Here is a 22,620-nt window from a genome sequence, read left to right as displayed (position 1 = left end):
GGTCATGATCGCGCAGGGTGACGGCGTCGATGACGTGCCGGTGATCGAGCAGCGGGGGCTGTTCTTCGAGGAGTTCGCCGTCGGGACGATCTACCGCCACCGCCCGGGGCGCACGTTGACGGAGGCCGACAACGTGCTGTTCTCGACGCTCACGATGAACGGTCAGTCACTGCATCTCGACGCCGCATGGTCCGCTGGCCAGCCGTTCGGCGAACGGCTCGTGAACTCGATGCTCACGCTCTCGACGCTCGTCGGGCTGTCCGTCGCGCAACTGACCGAGGGGACGATCGTCGCGAACCTCGGCTTCACCGAGGTGGCCTTCCCCCATCCCATGCACCTCGGTGACACCCTGTACGCCGAAACGCTCGTCTCGGCGAAGCGGCTCTCGGCGTCCCGACCGGGCGAGGGCGTCGTCAGCCTGGCGCACACGGGACGGAACCAGGACGGCGACATCGTGGCGACGGCGCTCCGCAGCACCCTCGTGCGGTGTCTGGGGGAGTCATGACGGCCGGGGGCGACTTCCTCCTCGGGCCCGCGATCCTCTTCGTGCCGGCCGACCGACCAGACCGCTTCGGGAAGGCGGCGGAACGAGCGGACGCGGTGATCCTCGATCTCGAGGACGCCGTCGCGCTCGGCGACAAGGCTGCTGCGCGCACCGCCGTCCGTCAGAGTCGCCTCGACCCGGCGACGACCATCGTGCGGGTGAACCCTGCTGGCACGGAGGAGTTCGCGGCCGACACCGCGGCTGTCGCGAGCACCGCATACCGTACCGTGATGCTCGCGAAGGCGGAGACGACCGATCAGCTCGACGCTCTCGCGCGGGCGGTGCCCGGCGTGCGGATCATCGCGCTCTGCGAGACGGCGGCAGGGGTTGTGCGGTCGTCCGCTCTGGCCACCCATCCCTCCGTCGTGGCACTCATGTGGGGAGCCGAGGACCTCGTCGCCTCGCTCGGCGGAACGAGCAGTCGGCGCGCCGACGGGCGGTATCGCGACGTGGCCCGGCAGGCCCGATCATCGGTCCTCCTCGCCGCAGGCGCTGCCGGGGTCGCCGCGATCGACGCCGTCCACCTCGACATCGACGCCCTCGCCCCGCTCGCCGAGGAAGCGGAGGATGCGAGTGCCACTGGCTTCATGGCAACCGCCTGTATCCATCCGGGCCAGGTGGCGACCATCCGCGACGCGTACCGGCCGACGACCGAGGCGGTTGCCGCCGCGGACGCCCTGCTCACGGCAGCAGCGGGCCGCGCCGGAGTCTTCCGGTACGAGGGCAGGATGATCGACGAGCCGCTGCTCCGGCATGCGCGTGCGCTCGTGGCGAGGGCCGCATCGAGCCCCGACCCGTCCTCGTGACGGGGCCTCACCCAACGGCCGACGCGCCTCGTGCAGGTCGACGACGGTGGTGGCCTCCAATCCCTGCGCCGAATCGTTACGAACCAGTTGCGGGGACGTCGTGATGTCGTCCTGACGAAGTCGCCCGTCTCCTCTAGCCTGGTGAGGAAGCACCGGCCTGTGGCATCTCGAACCGCAGGACCCGGCGGTGGACGCGTCATCGGTCAGGCGGACCGAGAGAGGGGCAGCGGATGCCACACCTCTGGCGCTCGTCGAGCACCCGCGGGAGTTCGGTCCTGACCGGTGTGGGCGACGGTCCGGCCGACGACCAGGTGCCCCACCCCGAACAAGCCGTGCCGCATCCCTCGTTCCCGATCCCCGTGCAGCGTTCCGGACTCGGCCCCCGCCGGACGATCGGCGACTCCGAGCTCTCGGTCTTCCCCGTCGTGCTCGGCGGCAGTGTGTTCGGTTGGACGGTCGACCCCGACACGACGACCGACATCCTCGACCGGTTCCACGACGCGGGCGGCAACATGGTCGACACGGCGGACAGCTACGCCGGAGGACGCAGCGAGATCCTCATCGGCAGGTGGATGCGCGAGCGCGGCAATCGCGATGAGATGGTCGTCGCGACGAAGATCGGCAGGCATCCCGACTACCAGGGTCTCGGCTCGGTCAGCATCATCCGCGCCGTCGAGGCAGCGCTCGAGCGCCTGCAGACCGACCACATCGACCTGCTCTCCTTCCACGACGACGACCCGCGGGTGCCGCTGGCGGACAGCCTCGGCACGGTCGACTGGCTCATCGAGACGGGGAAGGTCCGGTACCTCGGCACCTCGAACACCACACCCGAGCGACTGATGGAGGCGAGGATCCTGTCGGCGAGCGGCTTCACGAAGTTCGTCGCGCTCGAGACCCACTACAGCCTCATGCATCGGGAACCGTACGAGAGTTCGATGTCGCTCGTCGCCACCGCCCAGAACATCGGGGTGCTGCCCTACTTCGCGCTCGCCAACGGCTTCCTCACCGGCCGGTACCGCAGCCGTTCCGACCTCGACGCCACGACCAGGGGAAGCAGGGCGGCGGCGCACCTGCACCGTCGTGGTCTGCGGGTGCTGCACGCGCTCGATGAGATCGCGGCGGAGAACCGGTGCACGGTCGCGTCGGCAGCCCTCGCCTGGTCGATGTCCCGTCCCGGGGTCGTCGCTCCCATCGCGAGCGCCTCGCAGCCGGCTCACGTCGACTCGCTCATCGCCGCAGCGGACGTCCGCCTGAGCCGCGGCCAGATCCTCGAACTCGACCGCGTCTCGGGGCGCCTCCGCTGAGGTGTGTACCCGCTGGGAGCCAGATTGTAACCCACCCCCGCATGAGGGCATCCTGACGTAAGGTGGGGATGATGAACGCCGCCGTCGACTTTCCGCTCACTCGTCCCGAGCTCGCGTTCACCGCATCCGGGGACTCGCTCGTCCGACGCACTGTCCTCCCGAACGGCCTGCGCATTCTGAGTGAGCACATGCCTGGCGCCCGCAGCGCGACCATCGGGTACTGGGTGGCCGTCGGCTCACGCGACGAACTGGCGGCGACGGACACCCGTGCCGCGACGTACGGCTCGACGCACTTCCTGGAACACCTGCTCTTCAAGGGGACGACGAAGCGCTCGGCGCTCGACATCGCGGTCGCCTTCGACGCTGTCGGCGGCGAGCACAACGCGCTCACCGCCAAGGAGCACACCTGCTACTACGCGAAGGTACGCGACCGTGACCTGCCGATGGCGGTCGAGGTCATCACCGACATGCTCACGTCCTCCCTGCTCGACCCGGTGGAGTTCGAGAACGAACGCGGTGTCATCCTTGAGGAACTCGCGATGATGGACGACGATCCCGGAGACGTCGCCAACGAGCGCTTCTTCGAAGGGGTCCTCGGTGAGCACCCGCTCGGTCGCCCCATCGGCGGTCGTCCGCAGTCGATCCTCGACGTGAGCCGTGAGGCGGTGCTCGAGCACTACCGCGCGAACTACCGGGCCAGCGACGTCGTCGTGACCGCCGCCGGTGCCGTCGACCACGACACGCTCGTCGCGCAGGTCTCGGCTGCGCTCGCCCTCGCCGGCTGGCCGGCCGATGCGGTCGCCGCCCCGGTCGAGCGCCGTGTCCTCGCGCCTGCCACGATCATCGGCGGTCCGTCGTTGTCGGTCGTCCACCGTCCGATCGAGCAGGTCCACCTGCAGATCGGAGGCGAGGGACTCATCGCCGGTGACAGCCGTCGATTCGCGATGAGCATGCTGAACTCCATCCTCGGAGGCGGTATGTCCAGCCGGCTCTTCCAGGAGATCCGGGAGAAGCGCGGTCTCGCATACTCCGTCTACTCCTTCGCAGGCACCTATTCCGATGCCGGTGTCTTCGGTCTCGCGGCCGCGTGCTCCACCGCGAAGGCCGGCACAGTCGCGGAGCTCATGCTCGCCGAACTCCACGGGGTCGCCGAGCGAGGCGTGAGCGACGACGAACTCGCTCGGGCGCTCGGCCAGCTGAGCGGCGCGTCTGCGCTCGCCCTCGAGGACTCGGACTCGCGCATGAGCAGGCTGGGGCGTGCCGAGCTCACCCTCGGCGAGTTCATCGACCTCGACGAGAGCATCCGTCGGCTGCAGCTCGTCAGCCGAGACGACGTGCAACACCTCGCGCAGTTCCTCACGGCACAGCCCATCACGGTGTCGGCGGTCGGAGCCGTCGACGAGGACGCCTTCGCTCCGATCATCGCGGGGGTGCGTTGAATGTCCCATTACCTCTATCTCGTCAGACATGGTGAGCAGCAGCATGCGGAGCACGGTCTGCCGGACGGACCGCTCTCGGCACGGGGGCGCCGTCAGGCGCAGTTGCTCGCAGAGCGGCTCGGTGGCGTACCGATGACCGCCGCCTGGCACTCGCCGCTGCAGCGCGCGGCGGAGACTGCCCAGTTCATCGCGGAACGCATGCCGGCCGTCACGCCGGAGCCGTCGTCGCTGCTCTTCGACTGCGTCCCGAGCGGCCGCACGCCCGAGACCCCGTCTGCGTTCGACCCGTTCTTCGGCTCGATCACCGAGGCCGAGGTCGAGGCGGGGGAGGCCCAGATGGCGGACGCTGCCGCTGAGTTCCTGTCGCCGAAGCGCGGCGACCACCACGAACTGCTCATCACCCACAACTTCGTCATCGGCTGGCTCGTCCGCGAGGCGCTGCAGGCGCCCGCCTGGCGTTGGGTGAGCATCAATCAGGCGAACTGCGGGCTCACGGTGCTGCACCAGCGGGCCGGCCGGCCCTGGAGCCTCATCACCCACAATGACCTCGCTCACCTGCCGATGGAGCTGCGGACGGGTCTGCCGGAGCCACACATCGTCTGAACCGCCCTGCGGCCCGTTCAGGGAGCAGGGTCTGCGGTGACCTCCTTCGCGTACCAGTTGGTCGCGTTCGGGTTGTCGTTGTACGCCGGAACGTCCACGTAGCCGCTGCTGCGGTAGAGCCCACCGGCGGCCTCGAGCGACGCGTTCGTGTCGAGCACGAGCCTGGTCGCGCCGAGCACGACCGCCTGCTCCTCGAGAGCGGTGAGCATCGCCCGGCCGTAGCCATTGCCCCGGGTGGACGGGCGCAACCACAGGTGCTTCACCTCGAAGCGGACGGCCCCGTCGGCGTCGTCGGTGATGCGTCGGACGCCGCCGCAGCCGACGGGGGAGCCGTCCTCCTCGGCGACGACGAACACGCCGGCCGGAGGGGTGAACATCGCCGGGTCGGGCGTGAACACCCGATAGGTGCCACCGGTGAACCCCAGTTCCCGCGAGCTGAAGTACTCCCCGAGGAGGGTTGCGGCGGGCTCGGTGTCGACGGCGGAGGGCGTGAAGGTCAGCATGCCTCCAGCCTAGAACGCGGTGCGCGGGCAGCAAGTAGGCTGAAGCCATGACGACACGTGTGGCACTGGCCGGAGCGAGCGGCAAGATGGGGCGGCTGTTCAGCGGCATCATCGACTCGCTGGACGACTTCGAACTGGTAGCGTCCCTCGGGTCCTCGAGCGAGTTGAGCGAGATGGACGGCGTCGACCTCGTCGTCGACGTCACCGTCCCGGGTGTCAGCCAGCGCATCGTCGACCATGCGGTCTCCCAGGGCATCAACGTGCTGGTCGGGACGAGCGGGTGGTCGGGCGATCGCATCCAGGTCCTCGCGAGGAGACTCGATGCCTTGCCAGATCAGGGCGTCATCATCATCCCCAACTTCTCACTCGGCTCGGTCCTGTCCACGAGTCTCGCCACGGTCGCCGCCCGGTTCTTCGACTCGATCGAGATCGTCGAGTCGCACCGCGACACGAAGGTCGATTCGCCCTCCGGGACGGCGGTCCGCACGGCGGAGCTCATGATGGCGGCGCGCGGAGACCGGGGTCCGGTGGGCGCCCCGCACTCCGACCAGCGGGCTCGCGGGCAGCAGGTCGCCAGCATCCCGATCCACAGTCTGCGACTCCAGGGCGTCGTGGCCCGGCAGCAGGTGGTGTTCGGCGGCACCGACGAACTCGTCACGATCACGCACGACACGATCTCGCCGTCCTCCTACGAGCGGGGCATCCGCCTCGCCCTCGCCGCAGCCAGGACCGCACGGGGGGTGACGGTGGGCCTCGACAGTCTGCTCGACCTCGGACTCGACACCCCTGCGACCAGCGCGCGGAAGCCGGCGCCGGGTGCACCCGAGCACGTGTCCGGACAGGCGGCTGCGGCCAGCGCACTGTGACGACGCGCATCATGGTCGCGCTCCTCGCGATCCTGCTCCTGCTCTACATCGTGCTCGTCGGGTACCGTGCGGTCGTGCTGCTCGGGACCGGCGAGCCGGTCGGCGTCGCGATGGGCGCCGCACTGATCGTGCTGCCGGTCGTCGGGGTCTGGGCGCTGTGGCGCGAGATCGCGTTCGGTGTGCACGCCGAGCGTCTCGGGCGCACCCTCGAGGCCGAGGGCGGGCTGCCACCGGAGCAGGTCGAGACGCGCGAGAGCGGCCGACCGCTCAGAGACGCCGCCGATGCGCTGTTCCCCGCCTACCGCGATGCGGCGGAGGCAGCTCCCGAGGACTGGCGCTCCTGGTACCGACTCGGGCTCGTCTACGACGGCGCCGGCGACCGCAAACGTGCGCGTCAGGCGATCCGCCAGGCGATCAAGCTCTCCCGTGGCTGAGCTCCGAGTCAGCGGGCGAGGGCCTCGCTGAGCGCCGCCTCGACGGAGTCGGCCTCGAACTCGAAGCCGTCGTCGAGCAGACGTCGCGGCACCACGAGCTGATCGCTCAGCAGGAGCCCGTCTGCAGCATCGCCGAGAGCCGCCCGCAGCGCGAACTTCGGCACGCGCACCAGGTAGGGGCGGTTCATGCTCCGGGCGAGCTCGAACATCAGGTCGTCCGCCGTCGCCGGTGTCGGCCCGCAGAGGTTGACCGGACCGACGATCGACGAACCGATCAGGTGGGTGATGGCCCGGACCTCGTCACGCAGACCGATCCACGGCCAGTGCTGGCGTCCGCTGCCGAGCGGGCCCGAGACGCCGAAGCGGGTGAGGGGCACGAGTGGCTTCAGGACGCCCTCGGTGTCGACGACGATGCCGTTCCTGAGCAGGACCGTGCGGACGGTGTCCGGTGCTGCGGCCGCCGCGTCCTCCCACGCGACGACGACGTCGGCGAGATAGCCCGTGCCGCGCGAGGACTCCTCGGTGAGCGTCTCGTTCGGACGGTCACCGTAGTAGCCGACGGCTGAGCCGCTGAGGAATGCCGCCGGTGCCGCATCGGCGCGGTGCATGGCGTCGACGAGCGTCCTCGTCGCGCTCAGGCGGGACCACAGGATGGTCGAACGGTAGGCGGCGGTCCACGGCAGTTTGCCGAGCGAGGCACCTGAGAGGTTCACGACGGCGTCGGCGCCGCTCAGCACGGCGGGGTCGAGTTCTCCCGTCAGCGGATCCCAGCGGGCTTCGCCCGCCGTCCTGGCATTCCGCCGGACGAGACGGACGACGTCGTGGCCGTCCGTCTCGAGCGCGTGCCCGAGAGCCGTCCCGATGAGCCCGGAGGCCCCGCCTATCACGATGCGCATGCGCTTCGCCTTCCTCCTCGTCGTCGCGTCAGGGGGTCAGGCGAGGCTCGCCTCGAGTGTGATCGGGATCCCGGCGAGGGCCTGGGATACCGGGCAGCCCTCCTTCGCGGCGTTCGCGATGCGCTCGAAGTCCGCCTCCGAGATGTTCGGGACGACCGCGCTCACGAGCAGGTGACTGCCGGTGATACCCGTCCCGGGCGTGAACGAGACGGCTGCGGTCGCCTGGATGCGCTCGGGCGGGAAGCCCGCGGTGGTCAGCTCGTTCGAGAACGCCATCGCGTAGCAGGACGCGTGGGCCGCCCCGAGGAGCTCCTCGGGGGTCGTCGTGGTGTTCGAGCCCTCGGAGCGCGCCTTCCAGTCGACGGAGAACTCCGCGGCCTCCGAGGAGTCGAGGCTCGTGTGTCCTGATCCTTCGAACAGCGTCCCGGTCCAGACCGTCGTCGCTTCGCTCGTAACCGCCATGCTGGAGCCTCCGTCGTCGTCGGGCCGCGCGTTGGTGCAGCGGCGCGTGTACTCGTGGGGTCAGCCTAATCGTCGGCGCCTGCGCGCGGCACCCCGCTCGGCACACACCCAGGGTGCTCAGGCGTGGCGACCGAGCACTCGCGCCCGGACGAGGAGGATGTACAGCTGGCAGCCGAGGCAGTATCCGAAGACCGCGTTGAGGAAGGCCGCGACGAAGGCGGCGGACGCGCCGACGAGCAGCGCACCTGGGACGCCGAGCAGGTGCAGGACGAGCCCGACCACGGTGACGAGGAGTCCGACCCCCTGGGCGAACGTCGGCGGCTCGGGGGCCTCGAGCTCCTGCGGCGGTGCGAGTCGCGGACGGATGAAGCGACGGAACGCCACACCGTAGGGGTGACGGCGGATGCCGGCGAACGCACCCCAGGCGAACAGGCCGACGATCACCGCCAGCAGGATGGTGGCGGGCTGGCCGAGCCGGTCGGCCAGGGTCGTGGGGGTCGGACCGACGAGCGCGAGGAACACGGTGACGAGCAGGAGGAGCGCCGTGATCGAGGCACCGAACCGCGGGCTGCGAGGGTCGACGCCGGTGGCCGACGATCGGGTCGAGGGGGTCGAACGAGGTGGCTGTGTCATGCGGTCCTCCCGAGGACGGAGTCGAGTTCGGTGATGAGCGCCTCGCGTCGGGGTGGCCCGCCGATGCGCGTGTGGATCGAGCCGTCCGCGGCCAGGAGGAGCACGGTCGGTGTCTGGGTGACGGAGAAGCGGTCGGCGACGTCCGGTCGGTGGGTGAGGTCGACGTCGATGACGCGCACCCCGTGCTCGGGCGTCGCGAGTTCGTGCAGGAGCCGGTTGGTCGCAGGGCACCGGGCGCACCACCTGGTGCTGAACTGCACGAGGGTCGCGGTCTCGCCCAGCGGTTCCTGGGTCGAGAGGTCACGGGCGGTGACGACCTTCGCCCCGGACGGTCGTCTTGGCCGTCCGGAGGCCGATCGGAGGTACCAGCCGAGCGCTGTGGCGAGCGCCACGAGGCCGAGCACGACGGTGAGGGCGATGACGGGGGACATGGTGCCGCCAGCCTAGGAGCGGGTCGTCGCCGACGGTGCAGTGTGACGCGACATGACGCCTCGCGCGGTGGTGACCGCGCGAGGCGAAACCCGATAGCCTGGGAGCGTGTCGCGCGCAGAGAATCCCTTCGGTCAAGTCCTCGTCGCCCTGGTGACGCCGTTCACCGCCGATGGTGAGGTGGACTGGAAGGCCGTCGAGCAGCACATCGACGACGTCGTGAGTGCAGGAGCGGACGGCATCGTCGTCACCGGAACCACCGGAGAGACCTCGACCCTCACCGACCCCGAGAAGATCAAGCTCGTGGAGGTCGGCAAGGCCGTGGCGGCCGGCCGCGCGAAGATCATCACGGGTGGTGGCTCCAATGAGACCGCGCACGCGATCGAGCTCGCCAAGAAGAGCGAGCAGGCGGGCGCCGACGGCAACATGATCGTCACGCCGTACTACAACAAGCCGACGCAGGCCGGCGTCCTCACGCACTTCCGGATGATCGCCGACTCGACGGACCTCCCGGTGATCCTCTACGACATCCCCGGTCGCACGGGCATCCCGATCACGTACGAGACGCTGTTGCGTGCCGCGAAGCACCCGAACATCCTCGCGGTGAAGGATGCCAAGGGCGACCTCAGCGAGGTCAGCCGGGTGCTCAACCAGACCGACCTCATGTACTTCGCCGGTGACGACGCCAACGCGCTCCCGACGCTGGCCATCGGCGGCACCGGCCTCATCGGCGTCACGGCGAACATCGCCCCGACGCCCTACCGTCACATGGTGGACGCCGTGAACGCCGGCGACCTCACCAGGGCGACGGCCGCTCACCAGCAGCTCGAGCCGCTCGTGCGAGCCGTCATGACCCACGTTCCCGGCACCGTCGCCGCCAAATACATCTTGCACGGCCTCGGCCGGATCCAGAGCCCGCGGGTACGTCTTCCGCTGGTGGGTCCGGAAGAGTGGGAGGCCGCGCAGATCGAGGATGAGATCGACCTGGTGAAGGACATCCCAGGCGTCGACTTCCGCAACTTCCGGCCCGACCGCAACGCCGCCGCCGGTGGCGCTCTGCCCAAGGTCGCCGGTACGACTCGCTAGACAATCAAAGGGGGGCTCCATGCCCAATACCGTCATCGATCCGCCAGCACTCCAGCCCGGGACGCTCCGCGTCATCCCGATCGGAGGCCTCGGCGAGATCGGCAGGAACATGACCTGCTTCGAGATCGACGGCAAGATCCTGATCGTCGACTGCGGCGTGCTCTTCCCCGAGGAGCACCAGCCGGGCGTCGACCTGATCCTGCCCGACTTCACCTACATCAAGGACCGCCTCGACGACGTCGTCGGCGTCGTGCTGACGCACGGCCACGAGGACCACATCGGCGCCGTCCCGTACCTGCTGAAGCTCCGCAAGGACATCCCGCTGATCGGCTCCGGGCTCACGCTCGCGCTCATCGAGGCGAAGCTCAAGGAGCACCGCATCGTGCCGTTCACGCTTCCCGTGAAGGAAGGCCAGATCGAGGAGCTGGGTCCGTTCGACCTCGAGTTCGTCGCGGTCAACCACTCCATCCCCGACGCCCTCGCCGTGTTCATCGACACCGATGCCGGCACGGTCCTCGCGACCGGCGACTTCAAGATGGACCAGCTGCCGCTCGACGGCCGCCTCACCGACCTCCGTGCCTTCGCCCGTCTGGGTGAGGAGGGCGTCGACCTCTTCCTCGTCGACTCCACGAACGCCGACGTCCCAGGCTTCACCCCGCTCGAACGCTCCATCGGCCCCGTCCTCGACCAGGTCATCGCGAAGTCCGAGCGGCGCGTCATCGTCGCGAGCTTCTCGAGTCACGTGCACCGGGTGCAGCAGGTGCTCGACGCCGCACACGCGCACGGTCGTCGTGTCGCCTTCCTCGGCCGCTCCATGGTGCGCAACATGGGCATCGCGGCCGACCTCGGCTACCTGAACGTGCCCGAGGGGCTGCTCATCGACTACAAGAAGGCGAAAGACCTCCCCGAGGACAAGATCGTCTACATGTCGACGGGTTCGCAGGGCGAGCCGATGGCGGTGCTCAGCCGCATGGCGAACCTCGACCACGCGATCGAGCCGGGCCCTGGCGATACGGTCATCCTGGCCTCAAGCCTCATCCCAGGCAACGAGAACGCGGTCTACCGCGTCATCGACGGCCTCACGAAGCTCGGCGCGAACGTCGTGCACAAGGGCAACGCCAAGGTGCACGTCTCCGGTCACGCCGCTGCGGGAGAGCTCCTCTACTGCTACAACATCCTGAAGCCGAAGAACGTCCTCCCCGTCCACGGGGAGTACCGCCACCTCGTCGCGAACCAGAAGCTCGCGGTCGACTCGGGCATCCCGGTCGAGAACACCTTCATCGGCGAGGACGGCATCGTCATCGACCTGAAGGACGGCGTCGCGAAGGTCGTCGGTCAGCTCGACGTCGGCCTGGTGTACGTCGACGGTTCCACGGTCGGCGAGATCACCGACGCCGACCTCAAGGACCGCCGGATCCTCGCGGAGGAAGGCTTCATCTCGATCATCGTCGTCGTCGACTCGCACACCGGGAACGTCATCTCCGGCCCCGAGATCCACGCGAAGGGGTTCGCCGAGGACGACAAGGTCTTCGCGGACATCAAGCCGAAGGTCGCGAAGGCGCTGGCCGAGGCCGCCGGCAACGGGATCCGCGATCCGCACGCGCTGTCGCAGGTCATCCGTCGCACGGTCGGCCGCTGGGTGAACACCTCGTTCCGTCGCCGTCCGATGATCGTGCCGCTCGTCATCGAGGCCTGACCTCCCGACGGCATCGAACCCACCGAGGCGGCCGCACATCATTCGCAAGAGTGATGTGCGGCCGCCTCGTCCGTTGCTACCTTTGAATCTCCTATGACCGCTCGTCGAGATGACCGCGGTGGATTCCGGAGGTCGGCGTGGGCGTTGTCCGCACCTGGGTGTTCCCCATTCTCAAGCTGCTCGTCTTCGCCGCGATCGCGGTGGCGCTCGTCAAGGTGGCGTTCTTCCCCGACGCACCCGAGGAAGCAGGCCCGACCCAGCCGACCGGCAGCCTCGTCGAACCCGAGATCCAAGCGACGCTCGGCACCGTTGTGAACACGGTCTCGGTGGAGGGCCAGGTCGTCGCGGATCCGGCCAGCACCGCGAAGTCCACCGTCGCAGGCACGGTCGACGAGGTCTTCGCAGGCAAGGGTGCCGTGCTCGCGGCGGGCGATCCCATCCTCGATGTGAAGACCATCGACGAAGACGGCAAGGAACGCTTCGTCCAGGTGACCGCACCGGTGGCGGGCACCCTCGGCAACGTGAAGCTCATCCACGGGCAGTCGGTGCAGATCGGTGACTCGGTCGCCCAGGTCTCCCCGGCGACGTTCTCGATCACCGGTGCGCTGAGCGCCGACAAGCAGTACCGGCTGCTCACCATCCCCGCTGAGGCGACGGTCACGATCAACGGTGGCCCGGCTCCGTTCGTGTGTCCGGCGGTCCGCGTCACGACGCCGAGCAGCGGTGGCGACGACGACGAGCAGTCCGGCACCGGCACGGGCCAGGGCGCCGGCACCGCCGGGACCTCCGTCACCTGCGCCGTCCCCGGTGACGTGCGGGTGTTCGCCGGTCTCGCGGCGACGATCGACCTCGCCGGTGGAACGGCTGAGAACGTGCTCGTGCTGCCGACCACCGCCGTCAAGGGCTCGGCCGGCACCGGAACGGTGTGGGTCGTCGGAGCCGACGGATCGGAGGAGCGGCCGGTGACCCTCGGGCTGAACGACGGCCAGCAGGTCCAGATCGTCGACGGCCTCGCCGAAGGCGACTCGGTCCTCCAGTTCGTCCCGGGTGCCGTTGCGCCGACCGGTGACGGCTGCACGACCATGCCCGACGGCAGCACGGTGTGCGAAGGGTTCGTCGGGTGAGTCTGCTCCAACTCACGGGCGTGACGCGCGTCGTGCAGATCCCGGACGCTCCGCCGCTCACCATCCTCGACGGCGTCGATCTGGAGGTCCACGAGGGTGATCGTGTCTCGATCGTCGGGCGCTCCGGCTCCGGCAAGTCGACCCTCCTCAACCTGCTCGGGCTGCTCGACAAGCCGACGTCAGGCTCCCTCGTGTTCGACGGGCGGCCGGCGGAACGACTGAGCTCGGGAGCCAGAGACCGGCTCCGCGGCGCGCAGATCGGCTTCGTGTTCCAGCAGTTCAACCTCCTCCCGGGCCGGACCGCGCTCGAGAACGTGACGACACCGTTGCTGTACGCCAGTGGACGGTCGTTCTGGCGCCGTCGTGAGCTCGCAGCGGCGATGCTCGAGCGGGTCGGCCTCGGCGACCGCCTCGACGCGATGCCCACGAAGCTCTCCGGTGGTGAGCAGCAGCGTGTGGCGATCGCGCGCTCGCTCGTCCGCGGGCCACGCCTGATCCTTGCCGACGAACCCACCGGCGCTCTCGACGTCGAGACCGGCACGTCCGTGATGTCCCTGCTCGACGAGGTCGCGACGTCGACGGGCGCTGCGCTCGTCACGATCACGCACGACCGCGCCATCGCGGCTCTCGCCACGACGCACCACCGGCTCGATCACGGTGTCCTGAGCCCGGACCACGAACTGGAGGCGGCTGATGTCTAGGGTCCTGACCTCGATCGTCGGCGCCGTCGTCGAAGCGGCGCAGGAACTGCGCATCCACCGTGGCCGCGTCATCCTCTCGCTCATCGGGGTGGGCGTCGCGGTGTGCGCGCTCACGAGCATGGTCGGCATGTCCTCGCTCGCGGCGCAAGCTCAGACCGAGTCGCAGGAACGGTTCGGAGGCCGACCCGCCACGCTCATGGCCTCGGCCTACGGCACCGGCACCGAGCAACCGGATGCCCAGACGTACATCGCCGCCGTGCACGACCTCGCCGCGCGCTACAGCATCGACTACGTCTCGCAGTCCGGCTTCGGGCAGCAGAACGTCCAGTTCGTCGACGGTACCGTGCCGGTGCAGTCCACGATCGTGGACGTCGCCTACGGCGAGATGCACCGGATCCGGCTCGATGAGGGTTCCTGGTTCCAGGACGGCGACGCGGAGCGCCTGGCGCCCGCCATCGTGGTCAACCCTGCGTTCTGGCAGCGGCTCGGTTCGCCACCCCTCGAGACGCACCCGACGGTGACCGTGCACGGGGAGTCCGACGTGACCGCCGTCGTGATCGGTGTGTACGCGAGCAACGAATGGGACACGGAGCCGGCGCTGCAGATCCTCCCCTCCGGAGCGGCGATCATCGGCCAAGCGGCAGGCGGCGATCAGTCGATGGGTCAGCCTGGACAGCTCCCGCAGTTCGAGTTCTGGGTGCCGGACGCCGATGCCGAGGCCTTCACCCAGCGGATCCAGTCCGATCTGCGGGCCGAACTCGGCGACGCGTACGGCGTCGACGTCTCCCGCAGCGACTTCGGGCAATCGGGGGAGGACCCGTTGCTGTCCCTGAAGATCGTGGTCGGCGCGGTCGCCGGCCTCATCCTCCTGCTCGGTGCGCTCGGACTCATCAACCTCTCGCTCGTCACCGTGCGGCAGCGCATCCGTGAGATCGGCATCCGACGCAGCTTCGGAGCGACGGCTCCGCGGGTCTTCTTCGCGGTGATGATGGAGAGCGTCGTGGCGACCTTCATCGCTGGAGTGATCGGCGTCATGCTCGCGGTCGCGGTCGTGAAGAGTCCCATGGTCGAGCAATTCATCGGTCAGGGCCTCGTGAGCGATTTTCCGCCGTTCCCGATCGACGCGGCCGTCCTGGGGCTCGTGAGCGCGACCGCCGTCGGCGCGATCGCCGGTCTCCTCCCGGCGCTCGTCGCCGTGCGGGTGAAGGTGATCGACGCGATCCGGTACTGATCGCTTCGGTCAGTCTCCCGCCGGCGTAACGTCACCGAAACACCGGTGCCGTACCATCCGGTCATGGCGGTCTACTCGATCCGCGACGCCGCGGCCGGAGATGTACGCGTCCTCACCGACATGATGGTCGAGGCGGCGAACTGGAACGCCCGCGCACCGCGGCCCAGAGCGGCCGTGCTCGCCGACCCGCAGCACGTGCGGTACGTCCGGGGGTGGTTGCGTCCCGGAGACGGTGGCTGCCTGGCGCTGGACGCCGACGGTGCCCCCGTCGGAGCATGCTGGTACCGTCTGTTCCCCGCCAACGCGCAGGGGTTCGGCTTCGTCGCCGCAGGGGTTCCCGAACTGATCCTCGGGGTGAGCGCCCTCCATCGAGCGCAAGGCGTCGGACGGCAGTTGTTGCGGGCCGCGGTCGAGCAGGCACGGGCCGGTGGTCACCAACGGTTGAGCCTCAGTGTCGAGCGTGCCAACCATGCGACGGCCCTCTACCGCACCGAGGGCTTCGCCACCCTCGAACAGCACGGATCGCGCGACACGATGGTGCGGAACCTGCGCTGACGACACCCCGCCTGCGGATCGTGGACACCCCGCCAGCTTGCGGGGCAACGTCGGTGGCGACGAGTACCGTGAACGCATGGCCGGAAGTCCCAACTCGACCAGCCGCTCGCGCAGCACATCGTCGCGCAGCGGCTCATCGTCGCGCACCAGCACCACCAAGGCGAACGCCAAGGCGAGCTCTGCGAACACGAAGCAGCAGAAGACCGTCGCCTATCCGGCCGCCGAGGAGCAGCGCAGTGTGCTCACCTCGATGTGGCTCGGCCTCGCGCACGGTGTCGGCGGCGCGGTTCGAGCACTCGGCCCTGAGCGGATCGCGAAGGAGGACCGTCGCGACGGCTTCCCGTTCCTCCTGTTCCTGCTCGCGGTGGTCGGCGCGGTCGTCGAGTGGTTCGGTGCAGCCGATCCGGTCGCTCAGACCTTCGACGCCTGGTCGTTCGGCGGGCTGTTCGGTCGCCTCGCCTTCGTGCTCCCGGTCATCATGGTCGTCTTCGCCGTCTGGTTGTTCCGGCATCCCGCCTCGGTCGACGACAACGGCCGGATCAGCATCGGACTCGGGCTCCTGCTCATCAGCATCTCGGCGCTCTGTCACCTGCACGGCGGGCAACCGAACCCGAGCCAGGGCCTCCCGGCGCTCGCGCAGGCCGGCGGTCTGCTCGGCTGGATCCTCGGGGCGCCACTCGCCGCGATCATCACGACGATCGGCGCGACGGTCGTCGTCTCCCTGCTCATCCTCCTGAGCCTCTTCATCGTCACGAAGACTCCGCCGAACCGCATCGGGGCCCGCGTGCGTCAGTTCTCCGCCTGGATGTTCGGCGAGGACGCCGCCGAGGCAGCCGAGCGGGCCGAAGCCAAGGACACCAAGACGAAGCGGTTGGACGACCTCGACGACGAGCCGGAGGAACCGGCCGCGCTGCCGTGGTGGCGCCGCAATACGAGTCGCCGCGAGGAGGACCCGAGTTTCGAGGATCCACTCATGGGCGACAACATGACCGAACTCCTGGGCCTCGGGAAGCCGACCGGCGGGTTCGACTCGCCGCTCGAGCCGGTCGCCCGTCCAGCGGCAGCCGCTGCGCCCGCTCCCGTCCACGATGCGTTCGGCACGGAGCTGCTGGGCGACCTCGAGGCGGCCGAGAGCGCGGTCAAGCGGTTCAACACCGGTGAGATCAAGCCGCAGACCGGGCTCCACGACGACAGCATCCCCGGCGCGACCGAGGTCATCGACGACCTCGATCCCGCGCTCCTCGGCGCGCCCGACCAGATCGACTTCTCTGCTCGTCCTCTGGCCCAGGGGCAGGCGGAGACCCCGTACCGGCTTCCGTCCGCCTCGACCCTGGCCGCTGGCGAACCGGCGAAGACCCACAGCGCCGCGAACGACGAGGCCGTGGCCGCCATCACGAGCGTGCTCGACCAGTTCGGCGTCGACGCCAAGGTCACCGGTTTCTCTCGTGGGCCGACGGTGACGCAGTACGAGATCGAGCTCGGTCCCGGCGTCAAGGTCGAACGCGTCACGGCGTTGAGCAAGAACCTCTCCTACGCGGTCGCCTCGAACGAGGTCCGCATCCTGTCGCCCATCCCCGGCAAGAGCGCCATCGGTATCGAGATCCCGAACACCGACCGCGAGATCGTCACCCTGGGCGACATCCTGCGCTCGACGGCGGCGACGAACAGCAACCACCCGATGACCATCGGTGTCGGGAAAGACGTCGGCGGCGGATACGTCGTCGCGAACCTCGCGAAGATGCCCCACCTCCTCGTGGCAGGGTCCACCGGCTCCGGTAAATCCGTGTTCGTGAACTCCATGATCACCTCCTTGCTCATGCGCGCGAAGCCGAGCGAGGTGCGCATGGTCCTCATCGACCCCAAGCGCGTCGAGCTCGCGCCATACGCCGGTGTCCCGCACCTCATCACGCCCATCATCACGAACCCCAAGAAGGCAGCGGAAGCGCTCCAGTGGGTCGTGAAGGAGATGGACATGCGGTACGACGACCTCGCGAGTTTCGGCTACCGGCACATCGACGACTTCAACAAGGCCGTCATCGCCGAGGAGATCGTGCTCCCGCAGGGCAGCGAACGTGTCCTCAAGCCGTACCCGTACCTGCTCGTCGTCGTCGACGAGCTCGCCGACCTCATGATGGTCGCCCCGCGTGACGTCGAGGACTCGATCGTCCGCATCACCCAGCTCGCCCGTGCCTCCGGTATCCACCTGGTGCTCGCGACGCAGCGTCCGTCGGTCGACGTCGTGACCGGCCTCATCAAGGCGAACGTGCCGTCGCGTCTGGCGTTCGCGGTCACGAGCGTCACGGACTCCCGGGTCATCCTCGACCAGCCTGGCGCCGACAAGCTCATCGGACAGGGCGATGCGCTCTTCCTGCCGATGGGGGCGAACAAGTCCCTGCGCGTCCAGGGTGCCTGGGTCGGTGAGGGCGAGATCCAGCGGGTCGTCGAGCACGTCACGAACCAGGCGCGCCCCGAGTACCGCAAGGACGTTCAGGCGGTCGCGGAGCGCAAGGAGATCGACGCGGACATCGGCGACGACCTCGAGCTGCTGCTCGCTGCCGCCGAGCTCGTCGTGTCGACGCAGTTCGGGTCGACCTCCATGCTGCAGCGGAAGCTGCGCGTCGGCTTCGCGAAGGCGGGGCGCCTCATGGACCTCATGGAATCGCGGGAGATCGTCGGCCCGTCCGAGGGCTCGAAGGCTCGCGACGTCCTCGTGACGGCCGAGCAGTTGCCGGGCGTGCTTGCACGTCTCCGTGGTGAGGACGACGGTTCCGCGCCGCAACCGCCTCAGCCGGCCCAGGCCGCGCCTGCGGCTCAGCACGACGCCGCGCCGTCCGTCACCGAGGACCGCTACGGCAGCGATCCGGTCGAGGCGCAGTTCCAGGACTATCCTGAGGTCGAGGGCGGTTCTGAAGAAGACGCCTGGAGTCTCACCGGGCGGGAGTAGGACATGTCGGTACCGGACGCCGCGGCCGGTGGGCTGCGCACCTCGAACTGGAACCTGCCGAACGCGATCACCGTGGCGCGGATCGTCCTCGCTCCGGTGTTCATGTGGATGGTCCTGGCAGACGACGGGGCCGACGGCGCACTGCGCTGGTGGGCGGCGCTGCTGTTCGTCGTGGCGATCGCGAGTGACGGCATCGACGGTCACATCGCTCGCAGTCGCGGACTCGTCACCGACCTCGGCAAGATCCTCGATCCCCTCGCCGACAAGATCCTCACCGGCGGTGCCCTCGTCGCCCTCTCGATCCTGGGCGAGCTCCCGTGGTGGGTCACCATCGTGGTCCTGGTCCGGGAAGTCGGCATCACCGTCCACCGGTTCATCGTCATCTCCGACCACGTCGTCGCCGCGGCATGGATGGGCAAGCTCAAGACACTCGCCCAGGCCATCGCGATCTCACTGGCCCTCGCGCCCTTCTGGGTGCTCCTCGGACCGTGGGTGTACTGGGTCAACGGGGCGTTCATGACGATCGCCGTCCTGCTGACGATCGCAAGCGGCATCGACTACGTGATCACCGCCGTCCGGGGAGCGCGGGCCGATCGTTCGGCGACGCGATGAACGAGCGTTCGCCGGAACAGCCCGATCCCCGAGCCGCCGAGGCGATCGCAGCGCTCGTGTCCAGACGACTCACGGTCGCCGTCGCCGAATCGCTGACCGGCGGCCTCCTGACGTCGACCCTCGTCGATGTCCCAGGGGCGTCGGCAGCGGTCAGCGGGGGAGTCGTCGCCTACGACACGCGGATCAAGCACTCCGTGCTCGAGGTCGACGCCGGACTCCTCGCCCTGCGCGGAGCGGTCCACCCCGAGGTCGCCCTGCAGATGGCCGACGGTGTGCGCCGGGTGCTCGCGATCGACGGCCTGCCCGCCGACGTCGGTATCGCGACGACCGGTGTCGCCGGACCGGACCCCCAGGACGGACAGCGGGTCGGAACGGTCTTCGTCGCGATCGTGATGCGCTCGGGCGGCCGGGTCGTGCCGCTGGAGCTCGAGGGCGACCGGCAGGGCATCCGTCGCCAGACGGTCGAGCGGACGCTCGATGCGCTCCTCGAGGAGCTGCGGAACCTCGACTGAATGCAGCCCGTGTGCCTGGAATAGTCCCGGTTTCCATCGCGTTACAGATCAGTGATTCACAAGAAAAGTCCAGTGATTCTGGTTAGAGTTTCGGCACGATGGTTGTAACGTAGGCCATCCGTGAACGAGGCGGCGATCAGCTGGTACGACGTGAATCCGCGTTGAACAAGCAGAACGCTGTACGGCACACCGTCGTAGAGCACAGAGGGAGGGTCACGTGGTTCTCGTACGTCAAGAAATCGGAGACGTCCTGAGGGACTTCCGTTTGCAGAAGGGCCGCACGCTGCGGCAGGTCGCCAGCAAGGCGAGCGTCGCACTCGGCTATCTCAGCGAGGTCGAGCGCGGCCAGAAGGAAGCTTCGAGCGAGATCCTCGCTTCGGTCGCAGACGCCCTCGACACCCCGATCTCCGTGATCATGCGAGAGGTGGGTGACCGCCTCGCGGTCATCGAAGGCCTCTCCCCGAACATCCCGGACACCGTTCCGGACGAGCTGGTCAACGAGCTGGACGAGCTCGTCGCCCGCTGACCGACTCCACACTGCGATGCAACGCCCCGGGATCCCTCTCCCGGGGCGTTTCCGCGCTCCCATCGCGAAAGAACAGGTGCAGGAATGAAGCTGAGCGAGTTCAGGACGGCCGTCGCCGACGAATTCGGATCCGCGTACGGGGCGGTACTCACGGGTGACCTGGGGCTCACGGAGTTCGGTTCCCAGACAGCCGAGGAGGCGCTCCGCTCCGGGGTCTCCCCCCGAGAGGTCTGGGTGGCGCTGTGCGCCGCGACCGATGTGCCGGAGGATCGTCGCCACGGGGTGGGACGGCTGCAGCCCGGTTCCTGACGCCGCGCCGCGTCTCGACCGAAGAGGTCTTCGACACGCCGGAGCGTTCGTATCGAACATCCGTTCTATCGGTGCTAGTGTCCTCCACAGGATCACTCGTGAGCGCGTTCTGCACAATCCGGGTCGCTCGCCGATGCATGTCGGTGGAGGCCCGTAGCGTCGGAGACATCACGAATGATCGACGCCTTGTCACCGTGTGGGCCTCCAGCTTCAGCAGGAGCCGGGCCCGCGACATGCGGCGACAGCCTATAGGCAACCGACACCGAGCAGAGAGAAGCACACCATGCCCAGTCCAGCTGAACGCGAGAAGTCGCTCGAAACCGCCCTCGCCCAGATCGACCGTCAGTTCGGCAAGGGCTCGGTGATGCGCCTCGGCAGCGATGAGCGCGCACCGGTCGAGGTCGTCCCCACCGGTTCGATCGCCCTCGACGTCGCGCTCGGTATCGGAGGCCTCCCGCGTGGCCGTATCGTCGAGATCTACGGTCCGGAATCCTCCGGTAAGACGACGCTCACGCTGCATGCGATCGCCAACGCCCAGCGCGCCGGCGGTATCGCGGCCTTCATCGATGCGGAGCACGCCCTCGACCCCGAGTACGCGAAGAAGCTCGGCGTCGACATCGACTCCCTGCTGGTCTCCCAGCCCGACACCGGTGAGCAGGCGCTCGAGATCGCCGACATGCTCGTGCGCTCCGGCTCGATCGACCTGATCGTCATCGACTCCGTTGCGGCCCTCGTGCCTCGTGCCGAGATCGAGGGCGACATGGGTGACTCGCACGTCGGTCTGCAGGCCCGCCTCATGTCGCAGGCGCTGCGCAAGCTGACGGGTGGACTGAACCAGACCAACACCACCATGATCTTCATCAACCAGTTGCGCGAGAAGATCGGTGTCATGTTCGGCAGCCCCGAGACCACCGCCGGTGGCAAGGCGCTCAAGTTCTACGCGTCCGTCCGACTCGACATCCGTCGGATCGAGACACTCAAGGACGGTACGGAGGCGGTCGGTAACCGCACACGGGTGAAGGTCGTCAAGAACAAGATGGCTCCGCCGTTCCGGCAGGCCGAGTTCGACATCCTCTACGGCGTCGGTATCTCGCGCGAGGGCTCGCTCATCGACTTCGGTGTCGAACACATGATCGTCAAGAAGTCGGGCGCCTGGTACACCTATGAGGGCGACCAGCTCGGTCAGGGCAAGGAGAACGCGCGGAACTTCCTGCTGAAGAACCCCGACATCGCAGCTGAGATCGAGCGCCGGATCCTCGGCAAGCTCGGTGTCGGCGCCGAGGGTGCCGCCACGAAGAAGGCGGCCGACGCGGCTGCCGCCGAGATCGCCGCCGCTGAGGCGGCTGCCCTCGAGGCCGCCTCAGGTGGTGCTCCCGAGCTGTCGTCCACCGGCGCAGCCAAGGCTCCGGCCCGTCGCTCGGCGTAATCGCCAGCACCATCCCGCGCCAACCCATCGAACAGCGAGGTCATCGTGGTCGTCTCCTTCCCTCCCGCCGAACCTTCGGATGAGTCGTCGGATTCGCTTGCCCCGGTGACCTCGCTCTTCGCGCGTCACGAGAGCGCGGTCCCGGCTGAAGAGGCCGACGGTTGGTTTGCCGGCGTCCCCGACGCTGCCGCCCCGCTCCTCGCGTCCGCGGACGTGTCAGAGGTCCGGCCGGTCGCGCAGCTCCGGCCGGTCGCGGACCGGGCGCCCGATGACGCCGTGCCGGTTTCCGGCTCGGTCAGGGCGGCCGGGGCCGATGCTGCAGCCGTCCAAGCCGCAGCTCGTGCCCGGATCGCCTGGACGGCACCCCCGAAGCCAGGGACCGCGTCCACGGACGCCGGAGGCGAGCCCGACGAGGTGGCACCGGACGCGGTCGCGCCTGAAGTTCGATTGGCAGAGCTCGACCTCCTCGCCGTCCGACGGCTCGCCCGCCGCGGCTGCTCGGAGTGGGAGATCGCCGAACTGCTCCGCGGTCACGATGCGGAGCCGCACGAGGTCGAACACGTGGTGGAGGAGCTTCAGCGGCGCGGATACCTCGACGATGCGGCACTCGCCCGTCACCTGGTGGAGTCGTTGCACACACGGAAGGGGCAGTCGCGGGCCGTCATTGCTCGCGAACTGTCCGCCAGGAGGATCGACCAAGCCGTGGCCGCGGAGGCGCTCGAGGCGATCGACGACGACGATGAACTCCGTCGGGCGATGGTCGTCGCCGAGAAGCGTGCCGGACAGCTGCGCTCACTCGACCAGGCGACCGCCGAGCGACGGCTGACGGCCTACCTCGCACGACGCGGGTACGGCTCCGCCATCATCCGGGAGGTGTGCTCGCGGGCACTCGCGGGCTCGCGCCGGTCGGGCGTCAGCTTCCGGTGAGCCTGGTGGCCCGCCGAAGGGTCGCCCAGAGCGCCGCGCGTAGACTGTCCCT

At 68.9% G+C, this 22,620-nt stretch carries 25 protein-coding genes; 20 read left to right on the top strand and 5 right to left on the bottom strand.

The window, feature by feature from the left end; translation table 11 throughout:
- Positions 1 to 4: 4 nt before the first annotated feature.
- The 5 genes from KXS11_RS13325 to KXS11_RS13305 all read left to right on the top strand — a co-directional run bounded on the left by KXS11_RS13325 (position 5) and on the right by KXS11_RS13305 (position 4,696).
- Positions 5 to 505, top strand: a complete 501-nt coding sequence (locus tag KXS11_RS13325; protein ID WP_437386088.1) for a MaoC family dehydratase — start codon at positions 5 to 7, stop codon at positions 503 to 505.
- A complete protein-coding gene (locus KXS11_RS13320; protein WP_437386506.1) occupies positions 502 to 1,350 on the top strand; it encodes an HpcH/HpaI aldolase/citrate lyase family protein in 849 nt (282 codons plus the stop codon). The genes KXS11_RS13325 and KXS11_RS13320 overlap by 4 nt, the downstream gene beginning before the upstream one ends.
- Positions 1,351 to 1,580: 230 nt before the next feature.
- Complete coding sequence (locus KXS11_RS13315; RefSeq protein WP_437386087.1) at positions 1,581 to 2,654, top strand: aldo/keto reductase; 1,074 nt, start codon at positions 1,581 to 1,583, stop codon at positions 2,652 to 2,654.
- Between the two features lie 71 nt (positions 2,655 to 2,725).
- Positions 2,726 to 4,093, top strand: coding sequence for a M16 family metallopeptidase (locus KXS11_RS13310; RefSeq protein WP_437386086.1), 1,368 nt, complete (start codon positions 2,726 to 2,728; stop codon positions 4,091 to 4,093).
- A complete protein-coding gene (locus KXS11_RS13305; protein WP_437386085.1) occupies positions 4,094 to 4,696 on the top strand; it encodes a histidine phosphatase family protein in 603 nt (200 codons plus the stop codon). It abuts the gene before it with no gap.
- A gap of 17 nt (positions 4,697 to 4,713) precedes the next feature.
- On the opposite strand, the gene KXS11_RS13300 is transcribed toward KXS11_RS13305, so the two are convergent.
- Complete coding sequence (locus KXS11_RS13300; RefSeq protein ID WP_437386084.1) at positions 4,714 to 5,199, bottom strand: GNAT family N-acetyltransferase; 486 nt, start codon at positions 5,197 to 5,199, stop codon at positions 4,714 to 4,716.
- Between the two features lie 47 nt (positions 5,200 to 5,246).
- Between KXS11_RS13300 and KXS11_RS13295 the strand changes: the two genes are divergently transcribed.
- Positions 5,247 to 6,065 carry a 4-hydroxy-tetrahydrodipicolinate reductase gene (locus KXS11_RS13295; RefSeq protein ID WP_437386083.1) on the top strand — a complete coding sequence of 273 codons (819 nt, stop codon included), beginning with the start codon at positions 5,247 to 5,249 and terminating at the stop codon, positions 6,063 to 6,065.
- A complete protein-coding gene (locus tag KXS11_RS13290) occupies positions 6,062 to 6,499 on the top strand; it encodes a tetratricopeptide repeat protein (RefSeq protein WP_437386082.1) in 438 nt (145 codons plus the stop codon). Before KXS11_RS13295 ends, KXS11_RS13290 begins: the two co-directional genes overlap by 4 nt.
- A gap of 8 nt (positions 6,500 to 6,507) precedes the next feature.
- On the opposite strand, the gene KXS11_RS13285 is transcribed toward KXS11_RS13290, so the two are convergent.
- The 4 genes from KXS11_RS13285 to KXS11_RS13270 all read right to left on the bottom strand — a co-directional run bounded on the left by KXS11_RS13285 (position 6,508) and on the right by KXS11_RS13270 (position 8,921).
- Positions 6,508 to 7,395, bottom strand: a complete 888-nt coding sequence (locus KXS11_RS13285; RefSeq protein ID WP_437386081.1) for a TIGR01777 family oxidoreductase — start codon at positions 7,393 to 7,395, stop codon at positions 6,508 to 6,510.
- A gap of 36 nt (positions 7,396 to 7,431) precedes the next feature.
- Positions 7,432 to 7,857: an OsmC family peroxiredoxin gene (locus KXS11_RS13280; protein WP_437386080.1), complete on the bottom strand. Its 426-nt coding sequence runs from the start codon at positions 7,855 to 7,857 to the stop codon at positions 7,432 to 7,434.
- A gap of 117 nt (positions 7,858 to 7,974) precedes the next feature.
- The gene (locus KXS11_RS13275; protein ID WP_437386079.1) at positions 7,975 to 8,490 is read right to left on the bottom strand and encodes a DUF4395 domain-containing protein; all 516 of its coding nucleotides are present in this window, start codon (positions 8,488 to 8,490) and stop codon (positions 7,975 to 7,977) included.
- Complete coding sequence (locus tag KXS11_RS13270; protein ID WP_437386078.1) at positions 8,487 to 8,921, bottom strand: TlpA family protein disulfide reductase; 435 nt, start codon at positions 8,919 to 8,921, stop codon at positions 8,487 to 8,489. The genes KXS11_RS13275 and KXS11_RS13270 overlap by 4 nt, the downstream gene beginning before the upstream one ends.
- Before the next feature lie 106 nt (positions 8,922 to 9,027).
- Between KXS11_RS13270 and dapA the strand changes: the two genes are divergently transcribed.
- The 13 genes from dapA to KXS11_RS13205 all read left to right on the top strand — a co-directional run bounded on the left by dapA (position 9,028) and on the right by KXS11_RS13205 (position 22,568).
- Positions 9,028 to 10,005, top strand: a complete 978-nt coding sequence (dapA, locus tag KXS11_RS13265) for a 4-hydroxy-tetrahydrodipicolinate synthase (RefSeq protein WP_437386077.1) — start codon at positions 9,028 to 9,030, stop codon at positions 10,003 to 10,005.
- Positions 10,006 to 10,024: 19 nt separating this feature from the next.
- Entirely contained in the window at positions 10,025 to 11,701 is a 1,677-nt protein-coding gene (locus tag KXS11_RS13260) for a ribonuclease J (protein ID WP_437386076.1), read from the top strand.
- A 137-nt stretch (positions 11,702 to 11,838) separates the two neighbouring features.
- Positions 11,839 to 12,825 carry a hypothetical protein gene (locus KXS11_RS13255; protein ID WP_437386075.1) on the top strand — a complete coding sequence of 329 codons (987 nt, stop codon included), beginning with the start codon at positions 11,839 to 11,841 and terminating at the stop codon, positions 12,823 to 12,825.
- Positions 12,822 to 13,526 carry an ABC transporter ATP-binding protein gene (locus KXS11_RS13250; protein ID WP_437386074.1) on the top strand — a complete coding sequence of 235 codons (705 nt, stop codon included), beginning with the start codon at positions 12,822 to 12,824 and terminating at the stop codon, positions 13,524 to 13,526. The genes KXS11_RS13255 and KXS11_RS13250 overlap by 4 nt, the downstream gene beginning before the upstream one ends.
- Positions 13,519 to 14,757: an ABC transporter permease gene (locus KXS11_RS13245; RefSeq protein ID WP_437386073.1), complete on the top strand. Its 1,239-nt coding sequence runs from the start codon at positions 13,519 to 13,521 to the stop codon at positions 14,755 to 14,757. The genes KXS11_RS13250 and KXS11_RS13245 overlap by 8 nt, the downstream gene beginning before the upstream one ends.
- A 63-nt stretch (positions 14,758 to 14,820) precedes the next feature.
- Positions 14,821 to 15,312: an N-acetyltransferase family protein gene (locus tag KXS11_RS13240; RefSeq protein ID WP_437386072.1), complete on the top strand. Its 492-nt coding sequence runs from the start codon at positions 14,821 to 14,823 to the stop codon at positions 15,310 to 15,312.
- Positions 15,313 to 15,388: 76 nt separating this feature from the next.
- A complete protein-coding gene (locus KXS11_RS13235; protein WP_437386071.1) occupies positions 15,389 to 18,256 on the top strand; it encodes a DNA translocase FtsK 4TM domain-containing protein in 2,868 nt (955 codons plus the stop codon).
- 3 nt (positions 18,257 to 18,259) lie between these two features.
- Positions 18,260 to 18,868 carry a CDP-diacylglycerol--glycerol-3-phosphate 3-phosphatidyltransferase gene (gene pgsA / locus KXS11_RS13230; RefSeq protein ID WP_437386070.1) on the top strand — a complete coding sequence of 203 codons (609 nt, stop codon included), beginning with the start codon at positions 18,260 to 18,262 and terminating at the stop codon, positions 18,866 to 18,868.
- Complete coding sequence (locus tag KXS11_RS13225) at positions 18,865 to 19,380, top strand: CinA family protein (RefSeq protein WP_437386069.1); 516 nt, start codon at positions 18,865 to 18,867, stop codon at positions 19,378 to 19,380. Before pgsA ends, KXS11_RS13225 begins: the two co-directional genes overlap by 4 nt.
- A gap of 217 nt (positions 19,381 to 19,597) precedes the next feature.
- Complete coding sequence (locus KXS11_RS13220) at positions 19,598 to 19,906, top strand: helix-turn-helix domain-containing protein (protein WP_437386068.1); 309 nt, start codon at positions 19,598 to 19,600, stop codon at positions 19,904 to 19,906.
- Between the two features lie 84 nt (positions 19,907 to 19,990).
- Complete coding sequence (locus tag KXS11_RS13215; RefSeq protein ID WP_437386067.1) at positions 19,991 to 20,215, top strand: DUF3046 domain-containing protein; 225 nt, start codon at positions 19,991 to 19,993, stop codon at positions 20,213 to 20,215.
- Positions 20,216 to 20,498: 283 nt separating this feature from the next.
- Positions 20,499 to 21,641, top strand: a complete 1,143-nt coding sequence (gene recA / locus KXS11_RS13210) for a recombinase RecA (RefSeq protein ID WP_437386066.1) — start codon at positions 20,499 to 20,501, stop codon at positions 21,639 to 21,641.
- A gap of 105 nt (positions 21,642 to 21,746) precedes the next feature.
- The gene (locus KXS11_RS13205) at positions 21,747 to 22,568 is read left to right on the top strand and encodes a regulatory protein RecX (RefSeq protein WP_437386065.1); all 822 of its coding nucleotides are present in this window, start codon (positions 21,747 to 21,749) and stop codon (positions 22,566 to 22,568) included.
- The last annotated feature ends 52 nt before the right edge of the window (positions 22,569 to 22,620 follow it).

Source organism: Plantibacter flavus, assembly GCF_051487245.1.
GTDB lineage: Bacteria > Actinomycetota > Actinomycetes > Actinomycetales > Microbacteriaceae > Plantibacter > Plantibacter flavus_B.
The sequence above is the reverse complement of the archived record's forward strand: the minus strand, read 5'-3'. Positions and strand labels throughout refer to the sequence as shown.